Annotated in this window: 19 protein-coding genes; 11 read left to right on the plus strand and 8 right to left on the minus strand. The window is 69.7% G+C overall.

What is annotated here, in order from left to right; all coding sequences use genetic code 11:
- Nucleotides 1-16: 16 nt before the first annotated feature.
- Nucleotides 17-940 (minus strand): PEP-CTERM sorting domain-containing protein, encoded by a 924-nt coding sequence (locus AC07O8_RS25455; protein WP_495050720.1) that lies wholly within the window; start codon nucleotides 938-940, stop codon nucleotides 17-19.
- 405 nt (nucleotides 941-1,345) lie between these two features.
- On the opposite strand from AC07O8_RS25455, the gene AC07O8_RS25460 reads away from it, so the two are divergent.
- Nucleotides 1,346-2,137 (plus strand): Crp/Fnr family transcriptional regulator, encoded by a 792-nt coding sequence (locus tag AC07O8_RS25460; protein ID WP_495050721.1) that lies wholly within the window; start codon nucleotides 1,346-1,348, stop codon nucleotides 2,135-2,137.
- 217 nt (nucleotides 2,138-2,354) lie between these two features.
- Here the strand turns inward: AC07O8_RS25460 and pepA are convergent, their stop codons facing one another.
- Nucleotides 2,355-3,152 carry a flocculation-associated PEP-CTERM protein PepA gene (gene pepA / locus AC07O8_RS25465; RefSeq protein WP_495050722.1) on the minus strand — a complete coding sequence of 266 codons (798 nt, stop codon included), beginning with the start codon at nucleotides 3,150-3,152 and terminating at the stop codon, nucleotides 2,355-2,357.
- 400 nt (nucleotides 3,153-3,552) lie between these two features.
- Here pepA and AC07O8_RS25470 point away from each other — a divergent pair, with 400 nt between their 5' ends.
- A complete protein-coding gene (locus AC07O8_RS25470) occupies nucleotides 3,553-3,852 on the plus strand; it encodes a hypothetical protein (protein WP_495050723.1) in 300 nt (99 codons plus the stop codon).
- Nucleotides 3,853-3,945: 93 nt separating this feature from the next.
- On the opposite strand, the gene AC07O8_RS25475 is transcribed toward AC07O8_RS25470, so the two are convergent.
- From AC07O8_RS25475 to AC07O8_RS25495, 5 genes are all read right to left on the minus strand, one after another.
- A complete protein-coding gene (locus AC07O8_RS25475; RefSeq protein WP_495050724.1) occupies nucleotides 3,946-4,344 on the minus strand; it encodes a hypothetical protein in 399 nt (132 codons plus the stop codon).
- A gap of 113 nt (nucleotides 4,345-4,457) precedes the next feature.
- The gene (locus AC07O8_RS25480) at nucleotides 4,458-5,342 is read right to left on the minus strand and encodes a CheR family methyltransferase (protein ID WP_495050725.1); all 885 of its coding nucleotides are present in this window, start codon (nucleotides 5,340-5,342) and stop codon (nucleotides 4,458-4,460) included.
- A gap of 13 nt (nucleotides 5,343-5,355) precedes the next feature.
- The gene (locus AC07O8_RS25485) at nucleotides 5,356-8,943 is read right to left on the minus strand and encodes a response regulator (RefSeq protein WP_495050726.1); all 3,588 of its coding nucleotides are present in this window, start codon (nucleotides 8,941-8,943) and stop codon (nucleotides 5,356-5,358) included.
- A gap of 106 nt (nucleotides 8,944-9,049) precedes the next feature.
- On the minus strand, nucleotides 9,050-9,922 hold the full coding sequence (locus AC07O8_RS25490) for a beta/gamma crystallin-related protein (protein WP_495050727.1): 873 nt from the start codon (nucleotides 9,920-9,922) through the stop codon (nucleotides 9,050-9,052).
- A 107-nt stretch (nucleotides 9,923-10,029) separates the two neighbouring features.
- Nucleotides 10,030-11,148: an ATP-binding response regulator gene (locus AC07O8_RS25495; protein ID WP_495050728.1), complete on the minus strand. Its 1,119-nt coding sequence runs from the start codon at nucleotides 11,146-11,148 to the stop codon at nucleotides 10,030-10,032.
- A gap of 208 nt (nucleotides 11,149-11,356) precedes the next feature.
- Here AC07O8_RS25495 and AC07O8_RS25500 point away from each other — a divergent pair, with 208 nt between their 5' ends.
- The 9 genes from AC07O8_RS25500 (at nucleotide 11,357) to AC07O8_RS25540 (ending at nucleotide 20,981) form a co-directional block, all read left to right on the plus strand.
- Complete coding sequence (locus tag AC07O8_RS25500; protein ID WP_495050729.1) at nucleotides 11,357-12,247, plus strand: STAS domain-containing protein; 891 nt, start codon at nucleotides 11,357-11,359, stop codon at nucleotides 12,245-12,247.
- The gene (locus AC07O8_RS25505; RefSeq protein ID WP_495050730.1) at nucleotides 12,244-12,678 is read left to right on the plus strand and encodes an STAS domain-containing protein; all 435 of its coding nucleotides are present in this window, start codon (nucleotides 12,244-12,246) and stop codon (nucleotides 12,676-12,678) included. The genes AC07O8_RS25500 and AC07O8_RS25505 overlap by 4 nt, the downstream gene beginning before the upstream one ends.
- Complete coding sequence (locus AC07O8_RS25510; protein ID WP_495050731.1) at nucleotides 12,675-13,085, plus strand: anti-sigma regulatory factor; 411 nt, start codon at nucleotides 12,675-12,677, stop codon at nucleotides 13,083-13,085. The genes AC07O8_RS25505 and AC07O8_RS25510 overlap by 4 nt, the downstream gene beginning before the upstream one ends.
- A 2-nt stretch (nucleotides 13,086-13,087) precedes the next feature.
- Nucleotides 13,088-14,182, plus strand: a complete 1,095-nt coding sequence (locus tag AC07O8_RS25515; protein ID WP_495050732.1) for an ATP-binding protein — start codon at nucleotides 13,088-13,090, stop codon at nucleotides 14,180-14,182.
- Complete coding sequence (locus AC07O8_RS25520; protein WP_495050733.1) at nucleotides 14,179-15,111, plus strand: sensor histidine kinase; 933 nt, start codon at nucleotides 14,179-14,181, stop codon at nucleotides 15,109-15,111. Before AC07O8_RS25515 ends, AC07O8_RS25520 begins: the two co-directional genes overlap by 4 nt.
- Nucleotides 15,108-17,117, plus strand: a complete 2,010-nt coding sequence (locus tag AC07O8_RS25525) for a hybrid sensor histidine kinase/response regulator (protein ID WP_495050734.1) — start codon at nucleotides 15,108-15,110, stop codon at nucleotides 17,115-17,117. Before AC07O8_RS25520 ends, AC07O8_RS25525 begins: the two co-directional genes overlap by 4 nt.
- 181 nt (nucleotides 17,118-17,298) lie before the next feature.
- Nucleotides 17,299-18,816, plus strand: coding sequence for a hypothetical protein (locus AC07O8_RS25530; protein WP_495050735.1), 1,518 nt, complete (start codon nucleotides 17,299-17,301; stop codon nucleotides 18,814-18,816).
- Nucleotides 18,817-18,895: 79 nt separating this feature from the next.
- On the plus strand, nucleotides 18,896-19,387 hold the full coding sequence (locus AC07O8_RS25535; protein WP_495050736.1) for a hypothetical protein: 492 nt from the start codon (nucleotides 18,896-18,898) through the stop codon (nucleotides 19,385-19,387).
- 31 nt (nucleotides 19,388-19,418) lie between these two features.
- Complete coding sequence (locus tag AC07O8_RS25540) at nucleotides 19,419-20,981, plus strand: hypothetical protein (protein ID WP_495050737.1); 1,563 nt, start codon at nucleotides 19,419-19,421, stop codon at nucleotides 20,979-20,981.
- On the opposite strand, the gene AC07O8_RS25545 is transcribed toward AC07O8_RS25540, so the two are convergent.
- Entirely contained in the window at nucleotides 20,940-23,099 is a 2,160-nt protein-coding gene (locus tag AC07O8_RS25545) for a TonB-dependent receptor family protein (protein ID WP_495050738.1), read from the minus strand. The two genes, AC07O8_RS25540 and AC07O8_RS25545, sit on opposite strands and share 42 nt — an antisense overlap.
- Nucleotides 23,100-24,071 lie beyond the last annotated feature (972 nt).

Below are 24,071 nucleotides of genomic sequence, written 5' to 3' on the forward strand. Positions count from 1 at the left end.
ACGGCGGGTTCCCGCCTCAGGCGGCCGAGGACGCCGCGCGACGGCGCCAGACCGCCAGCAGGCCCACGCCCGCCATCAGCAGGGCCCAGGTCGAGGGCTCAGGCACCGGCGCGGCCAGCTGTTCGAAGGCCAGTTGCTGCATCACCCGCACCTGCGCCTGGGTGATGCCCAGCTGCGCCGCGGCGGTCTCGTCCGTGCCCAGGCTGCGCGGATCCAGGCCGGTGATCTTGCCGAAGATCGTCAACGCCTCCAGGTAGCTGCCGTACATGCTGGCGTGGTAGTTGTCGCTGGCCCAGAGCTTGACCTTGCCGGCGTCGATGCCGTCGTAAGGGTTGGTGTCCGCGAAGCCCTGCGACATCGCGCGGTTCCAGGCCAGTCCCACCGGGATCACGCCGTCGATCTTGTCGGAGGCCTGGTCCGCCTGCAGGTAGCCGGTGTAGACGTCCTCGGCCATCTTGTAGATCGACTGGCCGTACCAGGCGCCGCTGGGCGGATAGGTCTGGTCCGCACGCGACCAGGTCGCCATCAGGTTGATCTTCACGTTGGCGTTCTGCGCATGCAGCGCGTCGGCCAGCAGCCCCGAGTACTGGATCAGCGTGGCCGGATTGCCGGGGCGCGCCGCGTCCAGCGTGCTGTAGCTCTGCAGCACGACCCGGTCCCAGGGCTTGTTGATGAGGGCCATCTTGGTGTTGTAGTGCAGGTCCAGCCCGCTGCCCCCGACGGTCTCCAGGCTGACGTCGTAATTGAGGCCCGCCTGCGCGGTGAAGGCCTTGAACAACGCCGGGATGCCGCCGATGCCGGTGCCGTTGAGGTCGGTGACCGAGCCGGGATTGAACTGCATCACCGACGAGCCCTGCGCATAGGTGAAGCTGTTGCCGACGAACAGGATGCTCTCGGCCTGCGCCGCGCCGAAGGACAGCACGAGCGCGAGGCCCGCCAACGGGCGTGCAAATCCGCCTGCGAGTGGGCCTGCGAATGGACGTGTGAAGGGGCGTGCGAACGCGCGCAGGGCCCCGGGGAACCGCGTGGTGGATCGATTCATTTGTCTTCCTCGGTTTGGAGTCGTGGATGCGTCTGGCGCCACGACCGGTGGCCGATGGCGCCGCGCATGTCTTCGTTATAGGGAGCGGGACGCCGTCCGGTAGCCGCGTCGGTGCGGGCCCCCTAGATCGGTGTGCGGACAGCATCGAGAACCTGGTGCGTTGGCGCACGCATTTGGGGACACCTTGAAACAGCGACGCGGTGCATACGCAATGGCACCGAAGACACGCGCCGATACCTCGGCGGGTACGGTGTTTGCCATAGTGTCCGGCTGGAACGGATGTGCAGTTCCTGGAGCCTATCGATGTCCCTTTCTCTTGCCGCAAACCCTTCCGCCACACACCCTCGTGCGAACCTGCTGCTCGTGCAGCTGCCCGCCGAGGATCAGGCGCGCTGGTCCGCGCAGCTCGAGACGGTGGAGCTGCTCAAGGGCCGCGTGCTCTTCGAGGCCGGCACGCCCGCCACCCACGTCTACTTCCCGATCACCGCGATCGTGTCGCTGATCCACACGACCCACTCGGGGGATGCGACGCAGGTGGCGATGATCGGTTCCGAAGGGGCCGCGGGCCTGGCGGCGGCGATGGGCGGCGAGTCGCCTGCCTGCCGCGCGGTCGTGCAGCGCGCCGGCCTGGCCTTCCGCATGCGGGTGTCCCTGGTCCGGGAAGAGCTGATGCGGGTGGGTCCGTCGACGCAGCAGCTGCTGCGCTACGTGCAATCGCTGATCAGCCAGATCGCGCACACGGCGGTCTGCAACCGTCACCATTCGCTGGAACGGCAGCTGTGCCGCTGGCTGCTGCAGTCCCTGGATCGTCAGCATGGGCATTGCGAGCTGTCGGTGACGCAGGAGTCGATCTCCAACCTGCTGGGCGTGCGCCGGGAAGGCGTCACCGAGAGCGCCCAGCGCCTCCAGGCCGCCGGCCTGATCCGTTATTCCCGCGGACATATCGCGGTACTGGACCGGCCGGGGCTGGAGGCCCGGGCCTGTGACTGCTACGTCCTGCTCAAGCAGGACTTCCAGCGCTTGCTGCCTCAGGACCTGGACGACGCGAACGCGGCCACCTCTGCCACCTTCGCGCCCGTCGCCGTGCAGGCCTGAGGGCTCTGCATCGCTGTTCAAGCATCACAGCAAGCATCCCGTCGTGGACGGGCTACTCGTCGGACGTGTCAGGGACACGTCCTGTCGCGCTTGAGGATGCCGGCTCGCGCCGCCACCCTGTTGCGCCTTCAACGATCTCCACGGTCCGGAACGTCCGGGCACCCGCATGCCCTCGCGCTCCGATACCGTGACCGGTCCCGCGGGACCGGTCTCGTCATCACTTCTCCGAACGGGTCCGGCGACGCGCGACGAAGCCGATGGCGCCCAGACCGGCGATCAGCATCGCGTAGGTCGAGGGTTCCGGCACCGCCGACGCGAAGTTGATCGAACCGCCGCCCTGGCGGATGCGGAATCCGCCGGCGAAGGGCTCGACCTGCGACGTCGTGTTGGAGAACGAGGTCAGTGCCAGGTTGTAGACGGGCAGCGAGGTCTGGAAGCCGTCCACCAGCCAGTTCAGCGTCAGCTTGGCGTTGGCCGACGGGTTGAAGGTGCCGTCGCCCAGCGGCGTGGTCGCCACCGTGCCCAGCACCAGCGAGCCGCTGGCCAGGGCCACTTCGCCGGTCGCGGTTTCGGTCGGCGTGTTGCCGGCGAAGCCGAACGACGAGGTGCCGTTGTAGCCGTACAGGGTGTAGGTCAGCGAGGTCAGCGTGCCCAGCGTCGGGGTGGTGCCCGGATTGCCGGCTTGCGACAGCGTGCCGGAACCGCTGAACTGGATGTAGAAGCCGTAGTCCGAGTTCAGGCCGCTGGAAGGCAGCGTCAAGCCGCCGAGCTGCGCGGCGCTGATCGACAGGTAGCCGGATTCCGCGAAGGTGTTGCCGGCCCCGAAGGTGATGGTCGAGTAGTTCGACACCAGCAGGTTGTCAGCGGTGAACGACGAGCCGTTCAGGCCGGCCGCAGCCGGGTCCCAGGTGAATTGCGGTAGCGCGGAGGCGCTGGCGCTGACGGCAGCCAGGGCAAGAGCCAGCAGGGTACGCTGGAATGCCACGGGCTTCCGGGAGAGCAAAGGCAGGGTCATGGTGGTTGCTCCGATAAGGAAGGATGTCCGCACGTCGCGGACACCGCAGTTCAACATTCCGCACAGAGAGAGTCTGTTCGTCCACCCACATAAAAACTTACCCTCTTCCAGATGTACCCGGAAGGTGCTACGAAACGGGGGTTCCGTGCCTGAAAACACCCCGCATCCAGGGGGTGCTGCGGTGCAACAAAAACACGGAATTCTCGATGACCACAGGGGAAACGGCGCGGCGACCGCAGCTTGGCCTGCGAAAGCGGGGGCCACATCGTGAGTTCGGGGCGGCGCGACCGGGCTGGCCGCGAATTACTGCGCTCGGCACGCGCTTTTCAAGGGGCTCGCGGGAAGGCGCCGACGGGACAATCCGGCATCGCCTCCGACGACTCCCACGAGCCCGCACGCCATGTCCCAGCCTACCCGCACGGCCACCTCCGCCGCCCTTTCCTCGACCGCCGTCTCCGGCGTGGCAGGCCTGATGCTCGGGCAGATCGTGCTGGCACTGGCCCTGCATCATGGCCGCTCCGTCGAGGGCCTGGGCTACGCGCTCGTGTTCCTGCTGGCCGGCGGCGCATCGGTCGCCTGTTTCCTCGCGCATCGCCATCAGCAACGCCGTCCGCGTGACGAACCCGCGCCGCTGCGTCTCTGGGTCGGCGCGCTGGCGCTGGGCGCGTTCGCGTCGATGGCGGCCATCGGCTCGTTCTGAGCCTGGCGCTCCCGCGCCGGACGTCCTTGTCAGGGCCTTCAGCGGCACCGGCGCCGGCGGTCCGCGACTGCCGGCACGACGGCTGACCGCCGACTACTTGTCGACGTCCTCCTCCTCATCGGCATGCTCCGCGTCCGGCCCCGCGGACGGGTCGTCGCCACTGGCCAGTTCGTCCACGTCGATCGAGGCGTCGATGTCATCGGGCGTTGGCGAGCGGCTCACCTGGTCGGGCAGGATGTCCGCACCGTCCTGGTCCCGGCTGCCCGGCGTCGCCGAGCCGCGCTCCCCGGTACCGAAACGGTCGGTGTCGCTCGAAGGAGTCGACGGCGTCGCGCCGAGCTCATCCGGATCGTCCGGACCGGTGCTCATCTGACGTTCGCCCGAGACGTCGCTGCCGCTGTCTGAGCTGTCGCTCGGACCGAGCGAGTCCGTGCCCCGTCCCTTCGCCTGCGCGGGGGCCTGCGTGCCGCCGAGGATGCTGCTGGTCGCCATGGTGTTTCTCCTGTAAGACCCGGAGGGGTCGATGCAGGAGAACGGCAAGCCCCGAGCCCGCCATCCCAAGGGCCGCCATCTCACGGACAGGGGTCTCACGGACCAGGGTCTCGTCAGGCCGACCGCTTCTGGTAGACGCGCTCTTTCGCCGCGATCTCCACGAATTCGCCGGCATGCGCGGAGAAGCGCAGCGTCTCGCGCGCGCCCAGGCCCAGGAAGCCGTTGCGGCACAGCGCCTCGGTGAACAGACCGAGTGCGCGGTCCTGCAGCGCGCGGTTGAAGTAGATCAGCACGTTGCGGCACGACACCAGCTGCACCTCGGCGAACACGCTGTCCGTGGACAGGCTGTGGTCGCTGAAGACGATGCGCTCCTTCAGCGCCTTGTCCATCAGCACGTGGTCGTAGGCCGCCGTGTAGTGCTCCGACAGCGAGCCGTGCCCGCCCGACGCGCGGTGGTTCGCGCTGTACAGCGGCACCTGGTCCACGCGGTACACCCCCGCCTGCGCCTGCGCGAGCGCCTCCTGGCTGATGTCGGTCGCGTAGATCAGCGTGCGGTCCAGCAGCCCTTCCTCCTTCATGAGGATGGCCATGGAATACGCCTCCTCGCCGCCGCTGCAGCCCGCCACCCAGATGCGCAGCGACGGGAAGGTGCGCAGCACCGGCACGACCTGCTCGCGCAGCGCGCGGAAGTACTCCGGGTCGCGGAACATCTCGCTGACCTGCACGGTGAGGTCGCCCAGCACGGAGCGGAAGACCTCCGGCTCGTGCAGCACGCGCCCCTGCAACTGCGAGAGGTGGGTGCAACCGAAGCGCTGCTGCGCGGCCTTCAACCGCCGGCGCAGCGAACTGCCGGCATAGTCGCGGAAGTCGTAGTGGTAGCGCTCGTAGATCGCTTCCAGGATCAGCCGGACCTCGAGGTCGTCGGCGTGCCGGCCTTGCCCGCCCTGCCCGCCCTGTGCATCGCTCGACCCCTGCGTGTCGTTCGGCCCCCGCGTCATCGTCCCGGCGTCCTCAGCGCGGCATCCAGACCCGGACCAGCGAGAGCAGCTTCTCGATGTCCAGCGGCTTGGCGATGTAGTCGTTGGCGCCGGCGGCCATGCATTTCTCCTGGTCGTCCTTCATCGCCTTGGCGGTCAGCGCGATGATCGGCAGCCGGCGCAGGTCGGCGCGCGCGCGGATCTCGCGCATCGCGGTGTAGCCGTCCATCTCCGGCATCATGATGTCCATCAGCACCAGGTCCACCGCCGGCATCGCGCCGGGCCCCTGCAGCGGCGCGGAGAGGCGCTCCAGCGCCTCGCGGCCGTTGCGCGCGATGTCGACCTTCACGCCCTTGGGCTCCAGCACCGCCGACAGCGCGAAGATGTTGCGCACGTCGTCCTCGACGACCAGCACGCGCCGGCCCTCCAGCATGTTGTCGCGCGCGCGGACCTCCTTGAGCATCTTCTGGCGCTCCGGCGGCAGCTGCGCCTCGACCTGGTGCAGGAACAGCGTGACCTCGTCGAGCAGCCGCTCGGGCGAGCGGGCGCCCTTGATGATGATCGAGCGCGAGTAGCGCCGCAGCTGCTGCTCCTGCTGCGCCGTGAGCGTGTGGCCGGTGTAGACGATGACCGGCGGGAAGGCCACGTCCTCCTGCAGCGCCATCTGGTCGAGCAGGTCGTAGCCGCTCATGTCGGGCAGGTTCAGGTCCATCACCATGCAGTCGAAGGTCGAGCGGCGCAGTGCCTCGAGCGCCTCGGCCGCGGTCGCGACGCCTTCGATGCGGACCTCGTCGGCGGCCAGCAGGTGGCGGATGCTGTCGAGCTGGCGCGCGTCGTCCTCCACCACCAGCACCGTGCGCAGCCGCTGCGAGAACTTGGCCTCGAGCTTGTTCAGCGCGACCTCGAGTTCCTCGCGCTTGACCGGCTTGAAGGCGTAGCCGATCGCGCCGCGCTCCATGGCCTCGTGGGTGTAGTCGGCCACGGAGATGACATGCACGGGGATGTGGCGCGTCAGCGGCTCGCGCTTGAGCTGGTCCAGCACGCCCAGGCCGGAGTGGTCGGGCAGGTTCATGTCGAGCAGGATCGCGCTGGGCGCGTAACGCTGCGCGATGGACAGGCCGTTCTCGGCCGTATGCGCCATTAGGCAGACGAAGCCCATCTCGCGGATCAGGTCGCGCAGGATCAGCGCGAAGCGCTGGTCGTCCTCGATGATCAGGATCGCGCGGTCGCCGGGCACCCAGGACAGGCGGTCGTCGTCGAGCTGCGGCAGGCGCGGTTCAGGCGCGGCCGGCGCGGGTTCGCGCAGCACGGCCTCGGTCGTGGCCATGTGCGCCTCGTTCGCGCCCGGCGCCGGCAGCGCGGTGTCGAAGGCGGGCACCGCCGGCGGCGGCTTGATCGCGCCGTGCAGGGGCGCCTGGGCCGGCGACAGCGGCCGCGGACGTTCGTCGCCCAGCGGCGCCTCGTGCGCCAGCGGCAGCACCAGGCTGAAGACCGAGCCCTGCCCCGGCGTGCTCTGCAGGTGGATGTCGCCGCCCAGCAGCCGCGCCAGGTCGCGCGAGATCGACAGGCCCAGCCCCGTGCCGCCGTACTTGCGATGGGTGCTGCCGTCGGCCTGGCGGAAGGCGTCGAAGATGAGCGCCTGCTGGTGCGCCGGGATGCCGATGCCGGTGTCCTTGACCGTGAAGGCCAGGCGGCCGTCGGCGGTGGTGCCGACCTCCATGCGCACCGAGCCGCGCTCGGTGAACTTGAGCGCGTTGGACAGCAGGTTCTTGAGCACCTGGCCCAGGCGCGCCTCGTCGGTCTCGATCCATTCCGGCGCGCCCGGCGCGAGCTGCAGCCCGAAAGCCAGGTTGCGCTGCGCCGCGACCGGCGCGAAGACCTGCGTCAGCTGCTGCAGCAGGCGCGGCACCGCGACGCGTTCGACCTGCAGGTCGACCTTGCCGGCCTCGATCTTGGACAGGTCCAGGATGTCGTTGATCAGCATCAGCAGGTCGTTGCCGGCCGAGCTGATGGTCTGCGCGAAACGGACCTGCTCGTCGCTCAGGTTGCCGTCCTTGTTGTCCGACAGCAGCTTGGCCAGGATCAGCGTCGAGTTCAGCGGCGTGCGCAGCTCGTGGCTCATGTTGGCCAGGAACTCGCTCTTGTACTGGTTGGAGCGCTCCAGCGCCTCGGCGCGTTCGGTCAGCAGGCCCTGCGCCTGCGTCAGCTCCGAACGCTGCAGTTCCAGCTGCCGCGCCTGTTCCTCGAGCTGGGTGTTGCTCTCCTCGAGGTCGGTCTGCTGCTTCTCCAGCCGCAGCTGCGAGTCGCGCAGCGCATTGCCCTGCTCCTCGAGTTCCTCGTTGGAGGCGCGCAGCTCTTCCTGCTGCATCTGCAGTTCCTCGGCCTGGCGACGGCTCTCCTCGAGCAGCGCCTCGAGGCGGCTGCGGTCCTTCGCCGCGCGCAGGGCCATGGCGATCGGCTCGGCGACGCGTGCCAGCAGCTCGCGCTCGGCCTCGCCGACGGCGTGGAGGAAGCCCAGCTCGATCACGCAGTGCACGCGCTTGTCCAGCCCGACGGGCGCGATCAGCAGCTCGGCCGAGTCGGCCCGGCCGAGCGAGGACGTGACCGGCAGATAGTCGGCCGGCAGCTGCGTCACATGCACCGGCTGGCGGTCGCGCGCCGCCTGCCCCAGCAGCGTGTCGCCGCCGCGCACGACCGGCGGCGCCGCGTCCGTGCCCGTGGCCACCGGCAGCGCATAGCCGCCGACGCGCAGGAAGGTGCCGTCGTCGTTGGCCAGGTAGAACGCGCCGACGCGCGCGTCGGTCCAACGCGCGAGGAAGCTGGTGGCGATGTCGGCCAGCCGCTCGACGTGCGGGTCGCCCTGCAGTTCGACGCCCAGGCCGGCCTGACCGGCCTTCAGCCATTCCTCGGTCTTGGCGGCGCGGTAGGCGCGCGAACTCAGCACCGCCGCGACCATGGTCAGAAGCAGCAGCAGCGCGGAGCCGCCCCACATCACCCCGACCGTCTGCTGCACGGCACTGTCCCACAGCGCGCGACGTTCGGCGGCGCGGTCGCGTTCCTCGCGTTCCATCTCGCCGAGCAAGGTGCGGATGCGCTCCATCAGGATGCGACCGCGGTCGCCCTTCACGGTCGCCACGGCGGCGGCGTTGTCGCCGTTGCGGCGGGCCACGATGGTTTCCTCCATCTCCGCGAGCTTGGCCTTGAAGAGCTGCTCCGCCGCCTCCAGTCGCGCGAGTTGCGGGCGGTAGTTCTGGAAGCTGGCGCGCAGCCGCTCCGCCGCCGCGGGGATCGTCACCTGCGCGGTATTGAAGGGCACGAGGTAGGTGTCGATGCCGGTGAGCAGGTAGCCGCGCTGGCCGGTCTCCGCGTCCTTCATCGCCGATCCGAGCGTCTGGATCTGCTCCTGCACGACCAGCGTGCGCGCCATCGCGTCGGCCGAATCGGACTGCGCCTGCTGCGAGCGCCACGAGAACCAGGCGGTGATCAGGATGGTGATCACCGCGAGCGCGAAACCGAGCGCGGTGGTCAGCGGCAGCCAGTCGTGGCGGCGCACGCCGTGGGCGAGATGGAGGTCGTTGCCCGAGTAGGCTTTGGAGGCGGCGGGGGACGTCGTGGTATTCATGGAAGCGAAAACAGGGCGGCCGGAGCGGGAACGCATGCTAGCGCGTCCCCTCCCCGGCCTGCCCCAGGAATCCTCACTGGGTCGGTCGATCGATGACCGTGTCCGGCTACTCGCGCGGTTCGCCGCGCTCGTTGACGGTCACGGTCGCTCCCGGCGGCCGCCGGGTCTGCATGTAATGGTCCTGTCCCTTGAAGCGATAGGTCACGTCCCAGTACTGGGGGTTGCCGTTGTTGGGTGCCGCGCCGCAGCGCTGCACGTTGCGTACATCCTTGTCGCGGTTGACGTTACTGCCGACCACCGCGCCGCCGACCGCGCCCGCGGCCGTCGTCACCGCCTGGCCCGAGCCGCCGCCGAACTGGTGGCCCAGGATGCCGCCCAGCACGCCGCCGATGACCGCGCCGCCGACGTTGGGCCGGTCGCGCACTTCCTTCTGCTCGATCCAGCAACGCTGCTGCTCGTCGCCCATCACGGCGCGCACGGAGACGACCTGCGCCTGGTACACGCCTTCCTCGCCGCGGCGCAGGTAGGTCGGCTGCGGATCGGGACCGTAGCGGTCGCGGCTCACGTCCTCGCCGGCGCGGCGCGCGGAGCTGATGCGGTTGTCCAAGCCCATCGACTTCAGCGACGGGTAGCTGCCCGGCTGCAGCACGCGGCAGCGGCCGGCGTAGCCCGGGTCCTCGCAGACCTCCCAGCGCTCGCCGCGCACCTCGATCGAGGAGGCGCGATCATCGAAGCCGATCTCCTTGAGGAAGTTGATCTGCGCGTCGGCGCCCGCGGTGCGACCGCGGAAGTTCTCGTTCTCGTAGAACGTGATGTCGGCCATCGCCTGGCCGGCCAGCGCGCAGGCGCCGGCCGCGATGGCGATACGCAACATGGACTTCGGCGCGGACTTGGGCGCCGACTGGAGCGCCGACTGAAGCGCCGACTTACGCGCGGACTTCGACGCGAGCTTCATCTTCGGTGCGGAGGATCGGTTCATGGCAGTCCCCATCGTGGTTGCTGTGATGCCACCACTGTGGGCCGGCGCGCGCGGCCGGTCTGTCGGGCCACGCTGGCACCGCCTGTAGGACAACATTCCCTGGACTTTCAGCGTTCCGATTGCAACCGCGGCAGCAGCAGCTCGAACATCGTGCCCTGCCGCGCCCGCGAGACGCCGATCAGCGAGCCGCCATGGGCCCGCGCAACGCGCTCGGGCTCCTGCAGCCCGGGTCCGACCTGCGCCGAGGACATGCCCGACACCGGCTCGTTGCCGCCGAAGAGGTGGATGGAGGCCTCGGGCTCGAGCACGGTGTCGAAGCTGATGCGCAGCATCAGCGAGCGCTGCGCGCTGCCGTCGACCTGGATGCGGATCGCGCTGTCGCCGGCGTGCGTGGCGGCCTGCATCAGCAGTTGATCGAGGGTCTGCGCCATCAGCTCGACGTCGAAGTCGCCGCTCGTGTCGCCGATGCGGTCGAAGACGGGCGGCGCCCACATCACGGTCTGGTTGCTCTCGATGTCCAGCCGCTGGGCGGCCAGCGTCGCCAGGTCGCTGCGCACGGGCTGCACCTGCAGCAGCTCGCAGGGCCGGCGCGCCAGGCTGCCCAGGTGGTCCACCTGCCGGCCCAGCAGCGTCGCCGCGGCCTTGACCCGCTGCCCGGCCTTCTGCAACGACGGCGATTCGGTCTGGCGGATCAGCAGCTCGGCGTTGAGCATCATGACCGACAGCGGGCTGCGGATGTCGTGGCTCAGCGCGCTGAGCATCAGCGCGTTGACGCGCGCCAGGCGCTCCTGTTCGACGATGCGCTCGGCCAGCAGCTGCCGTTGGCGATGCAGGTCGGCGAAGACGGCCACCTTGCTGCGCAGCACGTGGGCGTCCACCGGCTTGTAGATGAAGTCGACCGCGCCGGCCTCGTAGCCCTTGAAGCTGCGCTGCGCCTCCTGCGAACCGGCGGTGAGGAAGATGATCGGGACGTGCCGGGTACGCTCCGTGCCACGCATCAGTTCAGCGAGCGTGAAACCGTCCATGCCCGGCATCTGGATGTCCAGCAGGGCCAGCATGACGTCATGCGTGAGCAGCAGTTCCAGCGCGGCGGGGCCGGAATCCGCCGTCAAGACCTCCAGGCCCGAGTCGGCCAGCAAGGCTTTCATCGCGAGCAGGTTTTGCGGCTTGTCGTCCACCACCAGCACGCTCATCTGATCCGCCACATCGTTCTCCCAATCATTCATCTTGAATTGTCTGACAGCGCCATTGGGCAACCGGCGTGCCCACGCCGACTCGGTAGATACCCCTCCCCAATCCTCGCCCGGGAGGGCCAAGAGCGAATGGCGCCCAGAGTACGATCTCGCCGCCGTGAAGGTCGGTTGCACGACCTGATCGCCTCCCCCTTACCCTTTCCAGAATCCCGGGCGCCGTCCAGCGCCTCGAGAGGACCCGATGAAACAGAACAGCGCCGCCGTCGAAGAACTCCTGTCCGTCCACCGCGACCAGGTCCTGGCCGAATGGCAGTCCGAACTGGCCGCGGTGACCGGCGGTCGCGCCCTCTCCAGTGAGAGCCGCGAGACCGGCGAGCTGCTGAACGCCCTCCTCGCCGGCGTGCGCGCCAACGGCACGGAGAATTTCGACGATGCGGCCTGGTCCGACGTGCGTGCGACGCTCGCCCAGCTGTCGGCCTCGCGGGCCGCGCAAGGCTCGAGCGCCGCCGACACCAGCCGCTTCGTGCTGGCGCTGAAGCGCCCCCTCTTCTCCGGCGTGCAGCGCAAGTTCGCAGGCGACGCCGCGGCCCTGGCCGACGCGACCTGGGCGGTGTCCTCGCTGCTGGACAACATGGCGCAGTACACCGTCACCACCTACCAGCGCAGCCGCGAGGAGATCATCGGCCGCCAGCAGATGGAGCTGCTGGAGCTGTCCACGCCGGTCGTCAAGCTGTGGGAAGGCGTGCTGGCCGTGCCCATGATCGGCACGCTGGACAGCGGCCGCACGCAGCTGGTGATGGAGGCGCTGCTGCAGCGCATCGTCGAGACCGGCTCCGCGCTGGCCATCATCGACATCACCGGCGTGCCCACCGTCGACACGCTGGTCGCGCAGCATCTGCTCAAGACCGTCACGGCGATCCGGCTGATGGGCGCCGACGCGATCATCAGCGGCATCCGGCCGCAGATCGCCCAGACCATCGTGCACCTGGGCATCGACCTGGAAGGCATCACCACCAAGGCGACGCTGGCCGACGCGCTGTCGCTGGCGCTCAAGCGCACCGGCTTCGTCGTCACCCGGGGCCGCGCTGCTGCCGGGCTGACCGGCGGCGCGGGCAGCGTGGGCGCGGCATGACGACGCGCATCCCGATCCTGCGCATGGGCAGGACGCTGCTGGTGACCATCCAGGTCGACCTGCAGGACCAGACGGCGCTGGCGCTGCAGGACGACCTCGCCAACAAGATCCAGGGCACCGGCGCGACCGGCGTGCTCATCGACATCTCCGCGCTGGAGATCGTCGACTCCTTCATCGGCCGGATGCTGGCCGGCATCTCCAGCATCGCCAAGGTGCTGGGCGCGCATTCGGTGGTCGTGGGCATGCAGCCGGCGGTCGCGATCACGCTGGTGGAACTGGGGCTGACGCTGCACGGCGTGCGCACTGCGCTCAACGTGGAACGCGGCATGGCGCTGCTGCGTCAGGCCGACGACACCGACGACGCGTCCGCTTCCGAGCTGGCTTCCGATGCCGACGGCGACGACGTCCTCGACCAGGGGCCCGGACGGTGACGGCCTCCACCGCCACGTCGGGCTCCCTGCCCATCGGCAGCGAGCCCGACATCGTCCTGTCGCGCCAGCTGGTGCGCAAGCTCACCCAGGAGCTGAAGTTCTCGCTGGTCGACCAGACCAAGATGATCACCGCGGCCAGCGAACTGTCGCGCAACACGCTGGTCTACGGCGGCGGCGGCGCGATGGAATGGGCCATCGTCCATTCGGGCGTGCGCACGGGATTGCGGCTTGCCTTCGTCGACCAGGGACCCGGAATTCCGGATCTGGAGCTGGCGATGAAGGATGGATGGACCTCGGGCGGCGGCATGGGCATGGGCCTGTCGGGCAGCAAGCGGCTGGTGAACGATTTCGAACTCGATTCCGCGCCCGGACGCGGGACGCGCGTGACCATCACGCGCTGGAAGTAGCCGTGCGCGCGCATCGACGCTTCCCCATCGACGACGCGAGTCAGGTGGGGGAAGCCCGCCGTGCGGCCCAGGCGCTCGCGACGGAACTCGCCTTCGACGAGGAGTCCGCCGGCCGGCTCGCGCTGGCGGTCACCGAACTCGGCACCAACCTGTTCCGCCATGTCGGCCCCGGCCGGCACGCCGCGCTGCTGATCGGCGTAGACGAGACGGACGGCCTCGGCGTGCAGGTGCTGTCGCTCGATCAGGGCAACGGCATGGACCTGGCGCGCTGCCTGCAGGACGGCTACAGCACCGGCGGCACGGCCGGGACCGGACTCGGCGCGATCCGCCGGATGGCCGATCGCTTCGGCGGCTTCTCCGCGCCGCAACGCGGGACGGTCCTGGCCGCGCGCTTCGGGCCGCGCACCGACCGGAGCCGCATCGGGACGTCCGCCCTCCGCGCAGGCGCCGCTATCGCTTTCAACCTGGCCTCCGACGTTGCCTCCGACCTCGCCTTCGACGTCGCCGGCCTGTCGCTGGCCGCGCCGGGCGAGACCGTCAGCGGCGACGCCTGGGCGCTGAGGCGCGATCCTGATCAGGGTGGCGAGCGCTGGTCGCTCGCCGTGGCCGACGGTCTGGGCCACGGCGTCGACGCGGCCGAGGCGGCGGACAAGCTCATGACGCTGCTCGCGCGCGCCGAGCCCGGCCACCTCGCCTCGCCCGCGGCCTTCCTGGAACGTTCCCACGACGCGCTGCGCAGCACGCGCGGCGCGGCTTCGGCGGCGCTGTCGCTGACGCCGGACGGTCCGCTGCTGTTCGCCGGCGCCGGCAACATCTCGGGGCGCCTGATCTCGGGCGTGTCCGACCGCACGCTGCTGTCCCAGCACGGCACCCTGGGCGTCCAGATCCGCCGGCTGCAGGATGTCGTCTACGATTGGCCGCCGTACGCGGTCCTGGTGCTGTTCTCCGACGGCATCGTTTCCCGCTGGACGCTGGAGGACACGCCGGGCCTGCTGCAGGCCGATCCGGCGGTGATCGCGGGCTGGATCCTCCGCGACCACCTGCGCGGCAGGGACGATGCGACCGTGGTGGTGGTCCGCCGTCGGGATCGCGCATGACGCTCAAGAAGGACACGATGCCCATCGACGACACCGTCGCCCTGCGCGACGCGCTCAACAGCTCGCAGGCGCAGCTCGAGGCGCTGCAGGCCGAGCTCGACGAGACCAACCGCGGCGTGCTCGCGCTGTACGCCGAGCTCGACACGCAGGCGCAGCAGCTGCGCCAGGCCACCGAGCTCAAGAGCCGCTTCCTGGCCTACATGAGCCACGAGTTCCGCACGCCGATCGCGTCGATCCGCAGCCTGACGCGGTTGCTGCTGGACCGTGTCGACGGACCGCTGACCGACGAACAGGAAAAGCAGATCAATTTCATCCGCACCACGTCGGAAGAATTTGCCGACATGGTCAACGACCTGCTCGACCTGGCCAAGGTGGAGGCGGGCCGCATCGACGTGTCGCCGGGCTGGTTCGAGCTGGTCGACCTCTTCGCCGCGCTGCGCGGCATGTTCAAGCCGGTGCTGGTCAATCCGGAGGTGCAGTTGATCTTCGAGGAGCCGCAGGGCATCGCCCAGCTCTTCACCGACGACGCCAAGCTGTCGCAGATTCTGCGCAACTACATCTCCAACGCGCTGAAGTTCACCGCCCAGGGCGAGGTGCGCGTCAGCGCCGTGGCCTCGCCTGGCGATCCAGGCGTTCCGGGCGCTTCCGGCGTTCCCGGCGAGGGCGAGATCACCTTCTCCGTGACCGACACCGGCATCGGCATCGCGCCGGAGTTCCACGGCGCGATCTTCCAGGACTTCACCCAGATCGGCTCGCCGATCCAGAAGCGGCTGCGCGGCACGGGCCTGGGCCTGTCGCTGAGCAAGCGGCTGGCGGAGCTGCTGGGCGGCCGCGTCGGCCTGCGCAGCGAGCCGGGGGTGGGCTCGGTGTTCTCGGTGACGCTGCCGCTGAGGCTGCCGGGCGCCGTCGAGGAGGTACCCGACGCATGAGCGAGGCGCGCTTCATCGATCGTTCACAGCACTGCGTGCTGGTCGTCAACGACGACCCGATCGGCCGTTACACGACGGTGCGCCAGCTCCACGCGGCCGGTTTCCCCACGTTGGAGGCGGCCACCGGCGCGGAAGCGCTCCAGATCGCGGACCAGGGCCTGTCGGCGGTCGTGCTCGACATCCACCTGCCCGACATCGACGGCTTCGAACTCTGCCAGCGTCTGCGCGCGCAGGCCAGCACCTTCCGGCTGCCGGTGATCCATCTGACCGCCGCCTACCTGACCGACGAGGACAAGGTGCGCGGCCTGGACGCCGGCGCCGACGCCTACCTGACGCATCCGGTGGAGCCGGCGGTGCTGGTGTCGACCATCCAGGCGCTGGTTCGCACGCGCACCGCCGAGGACGCGATGCGGCGCAGCGAGGCCAAGTTCCGCGCCGTGTACGCGCAGGCGCCGGGCGGCATCTGCCTGCTCAAGGCCGGCGACGGCACGGTGCTGGACGCCAATCCGGCGATGCTCGCGCTGCTGGGCCTGCAACCCGACGAGGGCGACGCCATCATCGGCCGGCCGCTGACCGACTTCGTCGGCGACGCGGACCAGGCCGCCGCGCGGGCCTTCGTGACGGCGCTGGGCAGCGACGGGCTGCAAGCCGAATTCCCGCTGCGATCGAACGACGGCGCGCAGGTGCCGGTCGAGTGGACCGCGTCGCCGCCGATCGAACCGGGCGTGTGCATGGCGATGGCGGCGGACATCTCGCAACAGCAGGTGCTGGCCCGGCAGCGCCAGGAACTGCTCGATCGCGAACGCAGCGCGCGCGGCGAGGCCGAGGCGCTGTCGCGGATGAAGGACGACCTGATCGCGGTGCTGTCGCACGAGCTGCGCACCCCGCTGAACGCGATCATGGGCTGGACGCACGTGCTGCAGCGGCACAGTCCGCCGGAGCTGCTCGTGAAGGGTCTCGCGGCGATCGACCGCAACGTGTCGATCCAGGCGCGGATGATCACGGACATCCTGGACATGTCGCGCCTGAACATCGGCAAACTGCCGCTGACGCGCGAGCGCGTCGAGGCCGGCGAGGTGCTGCGCGCGGCGGTGGCGGTGATCCAGCACAACCTCGATGCCAGCGGGCATCGGGTCGCGCTCGACCTGCACGACGAGTCGACCGTGCTGCTGGCCGACAGCGGCCGGCTGCAGCAGGTGATCTGGAACCTGATGGGCAACGCGGCCAAGTTCTCGCCGCGCGGCAGCGCGATCACGCTGTCGCTGCGCGCGCAGGACGCGGGCGTGCTGGTCGAGGTCCGCGACGAGGGCCAGGGCATCGCGCCCGAGTTCCTGCCGCATGTCTTCGACCGCTTCACGCAAAGCGACGCCGCGAGCAGCCGCCAGCACGGCGGGCTCGGGCTGGGCCTGGCGATCGTCAAGAGCCTGGTGGAGGCGCACGGCGGCTGGGTCGACGTGCGCAGCGAGGGCCGCGGTCACGGCGCGGCGATCCGCTTCTGGCTGCCCGGCGAGGCGGCGGCGCCGGCGATGACCGAGCCGGACACGGCGTCCGGCGGTCTGAGCGTGTTCGGCGCGCTGGGCGCGCCGGGCGACATCGGCGCCGGCGACGGCCCGTCCGTCCTGCTGACCGGACTGAACGTGCTTGTCGTGGAGGACGACGTGGACGCGGGCGCGATGCTCAAGCTGATCCTCGAGGATCGCGAGGTGCGCGTGACCCTGGTGCATCGCGCGGAAGAGGCGCTGCAGGCGCTGCAGGCGCCCGGCGGCAACGCCTTCGATCTGCTGATCAGCGACATCGGCATGGCGGGTCGCGACGGCTACGAGCTGATCCGCGAACTCCGCGCGCTGGAGGCGCCCGGCGAACGCCTGCCGGCGATCGCGCTGACGGCCTTCTCGCGCGACCTGGACCGGCGGCAGGCGCTGCAGGCGGGCTTCGATGCGCACCTGGCCAAGCCGCTCAAGCCGCAGTTGCTGATGCGGCTGGTGGAGCAGCTCGCCACACGTTGAGCGTCGCGGTCGCCCCTTGAACCTGGCGGCCGGTTCGACAGTTTTTTCCTGTGTGCAAGCGCGGCGGATGACGAATGTCAATTCGCTCTGCAAACTCATGTCGGGTGTCGGATGACAAATTCCACCTGTGCAACTATCAGGTGCAGCCGGACGCGAGCGCGTCGCCGGCCACCCTTCCGACATGCCGTTCTTTCGACAGGCTTTCCCGGCTCCGAATCACGACCCTTCCTTCGACCACGCGTCGGTCGAGTCGGATGGCTTCGAACTCATCCTCGGCGGGACAGATCCTCAACGGCTGAACTCCGCAGAGGTCAAATTCACCGACACGCTCATCAAGCGGTCTGAGCGGTCTGAGCGGGCTAAGGGCACGGCCCCAGTCGACACGCCGTTCAGCGCCAACTTCAAGGCATCGACGCTGATCCAGTGGCACGACACGGTCCAGGACCCAAGCTTCCGGCGCATGTGCGCGCGCGGCGTCGAACTCCTGAACGCCGTGCCTGGCGAAGTGTCCCTGCTGGCACGTCGCACTGCCGATGCGGCGGACATCTGCTTGAGAACGGCCGCGCCCTGCGACCGCCTGCAGCGCCTGTTCGCTCAAGCCGTCAGGCGACATGCGCGAGACACACTGCAGGAACGGATCGATGCGCCATTCAGGGAATTGGGCCTGGACCCGACGTCGATCGAGATGGCTCAGGCCATGTTCCTTCACGCCATCGCCATGAAGGATGCTTTCGGCGTGTTTCGTGCCGCCGACGAAGTCGGGCTGGACTTCATCCTCAATGTCGGCGGACAACCGGTCTACGCTTTCAAGCCGATGACCACCGACGCGCCTCAGGCGCTCAGCATGTCCCGCCTCCATCTCCAATTGGCGAGCACCTTGTCCAAGGAACTCGGCATCGACGTCTCACTCGGTCAATCCGTGGCGCACCTCGTGCAGATGCCGGGAGACTGGAGCGGCCTGGGAGAGGACGACCCACAGTACACGACGGCAGGCGCCAAGGGGACGCTGGGACTGCTGATGCGCGCGCCGTCCGATTTCAACCTGCATCTTTCGAATCCGGAAGGTGCGGACGACGACGCCGAGGGGCGAGCCCGGCTCATGGCGGCGCTGACCCGCTCGCCCAGTCCTCGGACCGCAGAGGCCTTGACGCTCGCGGCGCTGTGGACCGGGGGAGCGCAGGTGCCCCGACGAGGCGCTCTCGTGGATGAAAAGGGGCGTGCGTGGATCCTGCAACATGACATGTCCCTGCGCGAGCCGCCCCAGCACCATCCCGGACAGGTCCAAGAATCCGCGTCGCGGTCACCTGCTGCATCGGGCACGACCACGACAACGGACTTACCGATGCGCCACGACATCCAGCGCGCACTCTCGCAACTTGGCGGCGAGATGACCGCCGACGCCGTCGCCGAACTCTGCCGCCCGACGGAGCGGGAGCTTCTCCTGATCGCGGCGGCCACGGGCCTGCCCGACGTGGGAGCGACTGGCTCCGCGTCGGCGCTGTGGCCCGGCGATGCCTGGATCCATCGGGTGGCCGGACAGATCCGGCAACTGGGCGAATGGGCGCAATCCTGCGCGACGACGAGGGAGGGTCTGCTGAATCAACCTGCGGACGAGGTGGAAGCCTTGCGCGAAGAGGTCGAGCGGAGTTCCTCGTTGAACTGGTTCATGTCGACGCTCGATGTGAAGGAGGACGCCTGAACCGACGCGGGTTGCCAGGCGACATACAGGGATGACGACCCTGCCCCGCCCACGCGTCGCGCCTGTCGACGCTCCCCCGATGAAGCCGCGCCCCGGTCGCCCCGTGGCGACCGCCCCGGCGCCCCGCCAGACCTGGACCCAGACGCGCCGCCGTCTGCAACTCGCGGTGAACGATCTGCGGCGCGCGGTGGTCGAGCGTTGCGGGACGCATCCCGACCGGGCGCGCCTGACCGCCGCGCTCGACGACGCGATCCTCGACCTCGAGGCGCTGATCGATGGATTCGACCGGCCGCTGATCGCGCTGCTCGATGCCGCCGATGCCGCTGACGTCACGTCGGACCGCGGCGTCCGCGACGACGTGCTGCGGCGCATCGGCGCTCACGTCGCCGAAGGCCGCACGCGCTTCGCCAGCGACGACCTGGTGGCGCTGATGGACACGAACGGCTTCGTGGAACTCGGTCTGCGATCGGGGCTGGATGGCGCGCTCGCGACGATCGCCCGCCAGCTCGGCGGCAGCCCGCCCGCCGGTGTCACGCCATTGCCACGCCCGCCGGTGCCACGCCCGCTCTGATGGTCCTCGCCACCCCTGACAGGAGCCTGTGATGCCCTCGTCCTTCCCCTCTTCGCACGCCGCCAGTCATTCGTCCTCCGGCATGCCGGAGGTGTCCGATCAAGGATCCCCTGACTTCTTCGACGATCCCTTCATGGAACGCCTGATCGAGCGAAGGCAGAGCGAGCACGCGCGGGCTCAGACGGCGGCCCGCACGTACCGGCGGAGCCAGGCCTTCCAAACGGACGGACCCGGCCGGGAGCAAAGAGCGTTCAATCGCGCGGCGCAATTCCTCGCCCTCGATACCGAGCTTCCCCACCATGAGCTGCGGCTGAGGACGCTCGCCGATGCGCTGCAGCGCCACGGCGCTTCCCCCATCAAGGGGCCCGGGAGAGCCTCCCCGCTCCTGCTGTGCGACGGCTCGGGAGAGCCTCACCTCAGCTTTCTCCCCGTCCACGACGCTGCGTCTGCGGCGGGCCGCGCGTCGATGGCCGCCAGCCTCAACGACACCTTGCGGGCCGACCAGTCGCTCTCCGTCGGCATCGATCGCGCGGTGCTGCATGACGTGCACGGCCTCGGCAAGGGGCTGCTGACGCGGACGACAGGCGCCAGGTCGGCCAAGGAGTTGCAGGCCGCGGCGCTCGGCCGTCTGTTCACCAACGACTGGGAGGCGGGCTGGCAACAGGCGCCCGGCGGCGACGGCCTGCCGTCCTGGCACCTCGGCGCATGCGCCCCGTTCCCCGATCACAAGGCGTTGCGCGGATCGCTGGAGGCCATGCAGGATCTCCGAGGGCCCGCGCCGTTGTTCGACATTCCCGCGGATGCCGGGCCAGCCTGGGACGACGCCCTGGACCCGACGCTCGCCTGCCAGGTCCGGGGCCTCGACCTCGACAGCCTGGCGTGGACGATGGCGCTGGAACGACAGGCCCAGCGGAAGAACCCCGCCGCGACACCACCCGGCGCCGAGGCCATCCGCAGCGCGATCGCGTCCATCCGGGTGGTGCGCGCGCTGGTCGACGAGGCGCCCACGTTGACGCTGCGCCAATTGCTGGAGCGATTCCCGCATCGCCTCGACGGGGACGACATCGGCTCGTCGGCCGCCCGGACACGCAAGCCGGTGATGTCTGAGACGCCTTCGCCAGTCCCGAAGTTCTCCCGGGTCCTTCAGCCTTCGCCGGTCCTGGCGTTTCCAGCGGGGACACCGACCCCGCCGAGCCTGATCGACGACACCGAGCTCTCTGCGCTTCTGCGCGCGGCCGCTCCGTTCAGCCCGTTCCGTCGGCGAGACCGCGAACTGGCGCCGCGGCTCCGCGAGGCCATCGCGCTGCGCCTGATGAAGCCAGGGTCCAAGAAAGAACGCGCGACCAGCACATTGCTGAAGGATTCGTACCGGGCCTTGCAGAGGATCCAGGCGGAGGGGGATCGCAGGGCCTCAGGCCACTGGGAGCGCAGCCAGGCCACCGACGCACGGGCGACGATCCTGCTGCGTCTGATCGCTGATACCGAGCATCGCCTCGAGCAGCTCAGGTCGGACAGCGCGACCTACACGGCGGAGGCCTCGATGCCCGGACGCTCATGGTTCCCGTGGCGACGCGGCGCGCAGCGACAGGCCTAACCAGAACGACCGCCCGGGCGCCGGCTCGTAGAACCGGCCGTTGCCGTCGTTGACGATCACGCTGCCGACGTAACGGCGGTCGGCAGCGTTGTCGACGCGCGCGATCAGCTCCGCGCGCATCGCGCCCAACGTCCAGCCGTGGCGGGCGCGCAGGTTGAGCACGCCGTAGCCGCCGGCCCATTCGCTGTTGATGTCGTTCACCGCGGAGCGCTTCATGCCGCGCCATTCGACGGCGAGTTCGCCATCGCGCGCGACCTCGAACGGCCGCCACGCGAGCTCCGCATACGCGCTGCCGCCGTTGGTGCCGGCGATCCGGTTGCCCGCGGCGACCGGCACGTTGGCGGCCGGGCATGGCGTGCCGGTGCAGGTCAGGAAGCCGTCGCGATACCGCGCGTTCAGCGTCCCGATCGCCATCTGCGTGCGCCAGCGCGGCGCCACGTCCCACGCGCCTGACAGCTCCACGCCGCTGCGCCGCGTGCGGCCGACGTTCTGATAACTCGATCGGCCCCCGCTGTTGGACAACACGCCGATCTCGTCGCGCGTCGCGACATGGAAGGCGGTGGCGTCGAGTTCGATCCCACCCGCTCGCCACTTCGCGCCGACCTCCTGCTGCACGCTCTTCTGCGGCCGCAAGGCAGTATTGAAGCCGCCCTGCCCGTCCGCGCGATAGGCCAGTTCGTTGAGCGTCGGCGATTCGAATCCGCGCCCCAGCGCGGCGTGCAGCAGCAACGAAGGCGCGACTTTCCAGCCCAGTCCCACCGCCGGATTGGCGTAGTCGTAGCGCAGCGAGCCCGAATCGTCGCCGTTGCCCAGGAAGCGGTCCCGGGCCGACAGCGAAACCCGTCCCGCGCGCACGCCCGCGCTCGCGGCCAGCGTCGTCGTCAGCGGCACTTCCAGCTGCGCGTAGGCCTCGCGCGTCACGGCCCGGTTCTGCTCGTCGCGACGCAGCGCGCCGGTGACGCCGAGCTGCTGCGACGCGCCCGTGCCGATGAAGTTCTCGTAGCCCTGGCGGTCGTCCTCCTGACGCTCCACGTTCACGCCGGTGACCAGCGTCGCGGGCCCGAGCCGCCACAGCGCACGCGCATCGACGCCGTCGTAATCGCGGCTGAAGTCGACCACCCCGCCGCCGCTGCCCGGCGGCGTCTGCGCGCCCACGGTGATGGACTGCCACTGCGTCACCGAGCGCCGACCGGCGTAGGCCATCAGCACGCTTTCCGACAGCACGCCGCCGTCGTCGAACCGATGCCGCCAGCGCGCGCCGAGCTGCGTCTGGCTCGCGTTCTTGCGGGTGTTGAACTGCCCCGCCTGGGAAGCGGTCTGGTCCGGATCGGCGGCGACCTGCGCCGCGGTCAGGCCCAGCGGGTCCTGCGCCCGCTGGTCGATGTCGCTGACCAGCAGCAGCACCTGGTCGTGCGCGCCGGTCCACGCCAGGCGCCCGTTGGCCAGCGTGCGACGCGCGGCGCTGTGCGGGCGGAAACCGTCGATGTCCATGCGCGACACGCCGCCTTGCGCTTCCCATCCGTCGCCCAAAGGCGAGCCTGCCGTCAGGCGCGCCTGGCGCAGCCCCGCGCTGCCGGCATCCAGGTCCAGCTCGGCGAAGCGCTCCCGCACCGGCGCGCTCACCAGCGCGATCACGCCGCCCGAGCTGTTGCCGTAGAGCGCGGAGAACGGTCCGCGCAACACCTCCACGCGCGCGGCGGAAGCGAGGTCGAAGTGCGTCACCTGCCCCTGCCCGTCCGGCATGGTGGCCGGGATGCCGTCCGTATAGAGCCGCAGCCCGCGCACCCCGAAGGGCGCCCGCGCCCCGAAGCCGCGCGAGGAGAGCTGCAGGTCCTGGGCGTAGTTCTGCCGGTTGTTGGCGGTGAGGCCGGGGACGCGGTTCAAGGCCTCCGACAGGTTGATCATCGGACCGGCGGCGCGCAGCGTGTCCGCATCGATGACGGAGGCGGCATACGGGGCCTCGTCCAGCCGTCGCTCGGCCACGCTGCCGGACACCACCACGGTGGGCAGGGGCCGGGCGTCCGTGTCGCTGCCGGCCGGCGCCTGCTGGGCGATTGCCGGCCCCGACAGCAGCCAGAGGACCGCGCTCGCGCCGGCGGTGTATCGAATCGTCTTCATCGTCCTCCCGGGGATGCCCGTGTATCGCATTTCGAACAGGCCGCTCCCAGAGCAAGCGGGGTGCCAGGTGTTGTCCATGGGGAAACCGGTTCGCAGAACTTTCGGTTGTCGAATGCAGACAAACCTGCATGCCCCCGCAACGATCCCCTCGGGACGGCGGCCGGTGCATCAGGTGTTCATCTTCATGCCGCTGAACTCGATCGTGCGCAACAGTGCCGACGTCTCTTGCGCCGCTGCCGTCCGCCCCCTCTCCTCTGTCTCCTCCGTCTCCCCGTCCTCCCCGCAACAGAGGCACTTCCTGCAGAAGCTGGTGGCCCGGACGTCCGGCCGCTCGGAGAAGCCCACGGACTATGCCGACCTGGAAAAGCTTCACAAGGCGTGGACACGGGAGGGCGCGAGGCCCGGCGATCCGCGCGCGGCCAAGCTTCGCGGGCTGCTGGAACAGTACCTCGGGTGGGCCGAGCGCCAGCACACCAGCCGCAAGCTGGCGGATCACCGGCGCCGTGCCGCGGGCATGCTGGCCGAGATCGATGTCCTGCCAGTGCCAGCGGCGGATCCAAGACAGACACGAACGCCGCCACCGACGCCGACGCCGACATCGCCTCGATCGCCCGCCCTGCGCGGCGCGGCGGCGCGGCCGCGCTCGACGTCGCCGAGCCGGTCAGCGAACGGATCCACGGGATCAACGGGATCTGCCGGATCAAGCCCGTCGACCGCTCATCGCTTCGCCAAGGGGATAGGCGCGGCCATTGCGACTTTTCGCGCCCAGCTGAGTCCGCCGAAGCCGGGCAGCTTCACGGAGGTCGACAGTGCCTATAAGCGATTCGGGGAGAGGCTGAAGACCGAGCCGTTCAAGGAGGCTGAAGCCCTGCAGCTCCGGCAACTCGTCGAGAACTATCTGAACCGCCCGGGCGTCGCGACGTCGAGCGACAAGGTCCAGCACGCCAAGTTCCAGCTCGCCACCCTGTATCG

The organism is Roseateles sp. GW821-FHT09G09 (assembly GCF_059415965.1).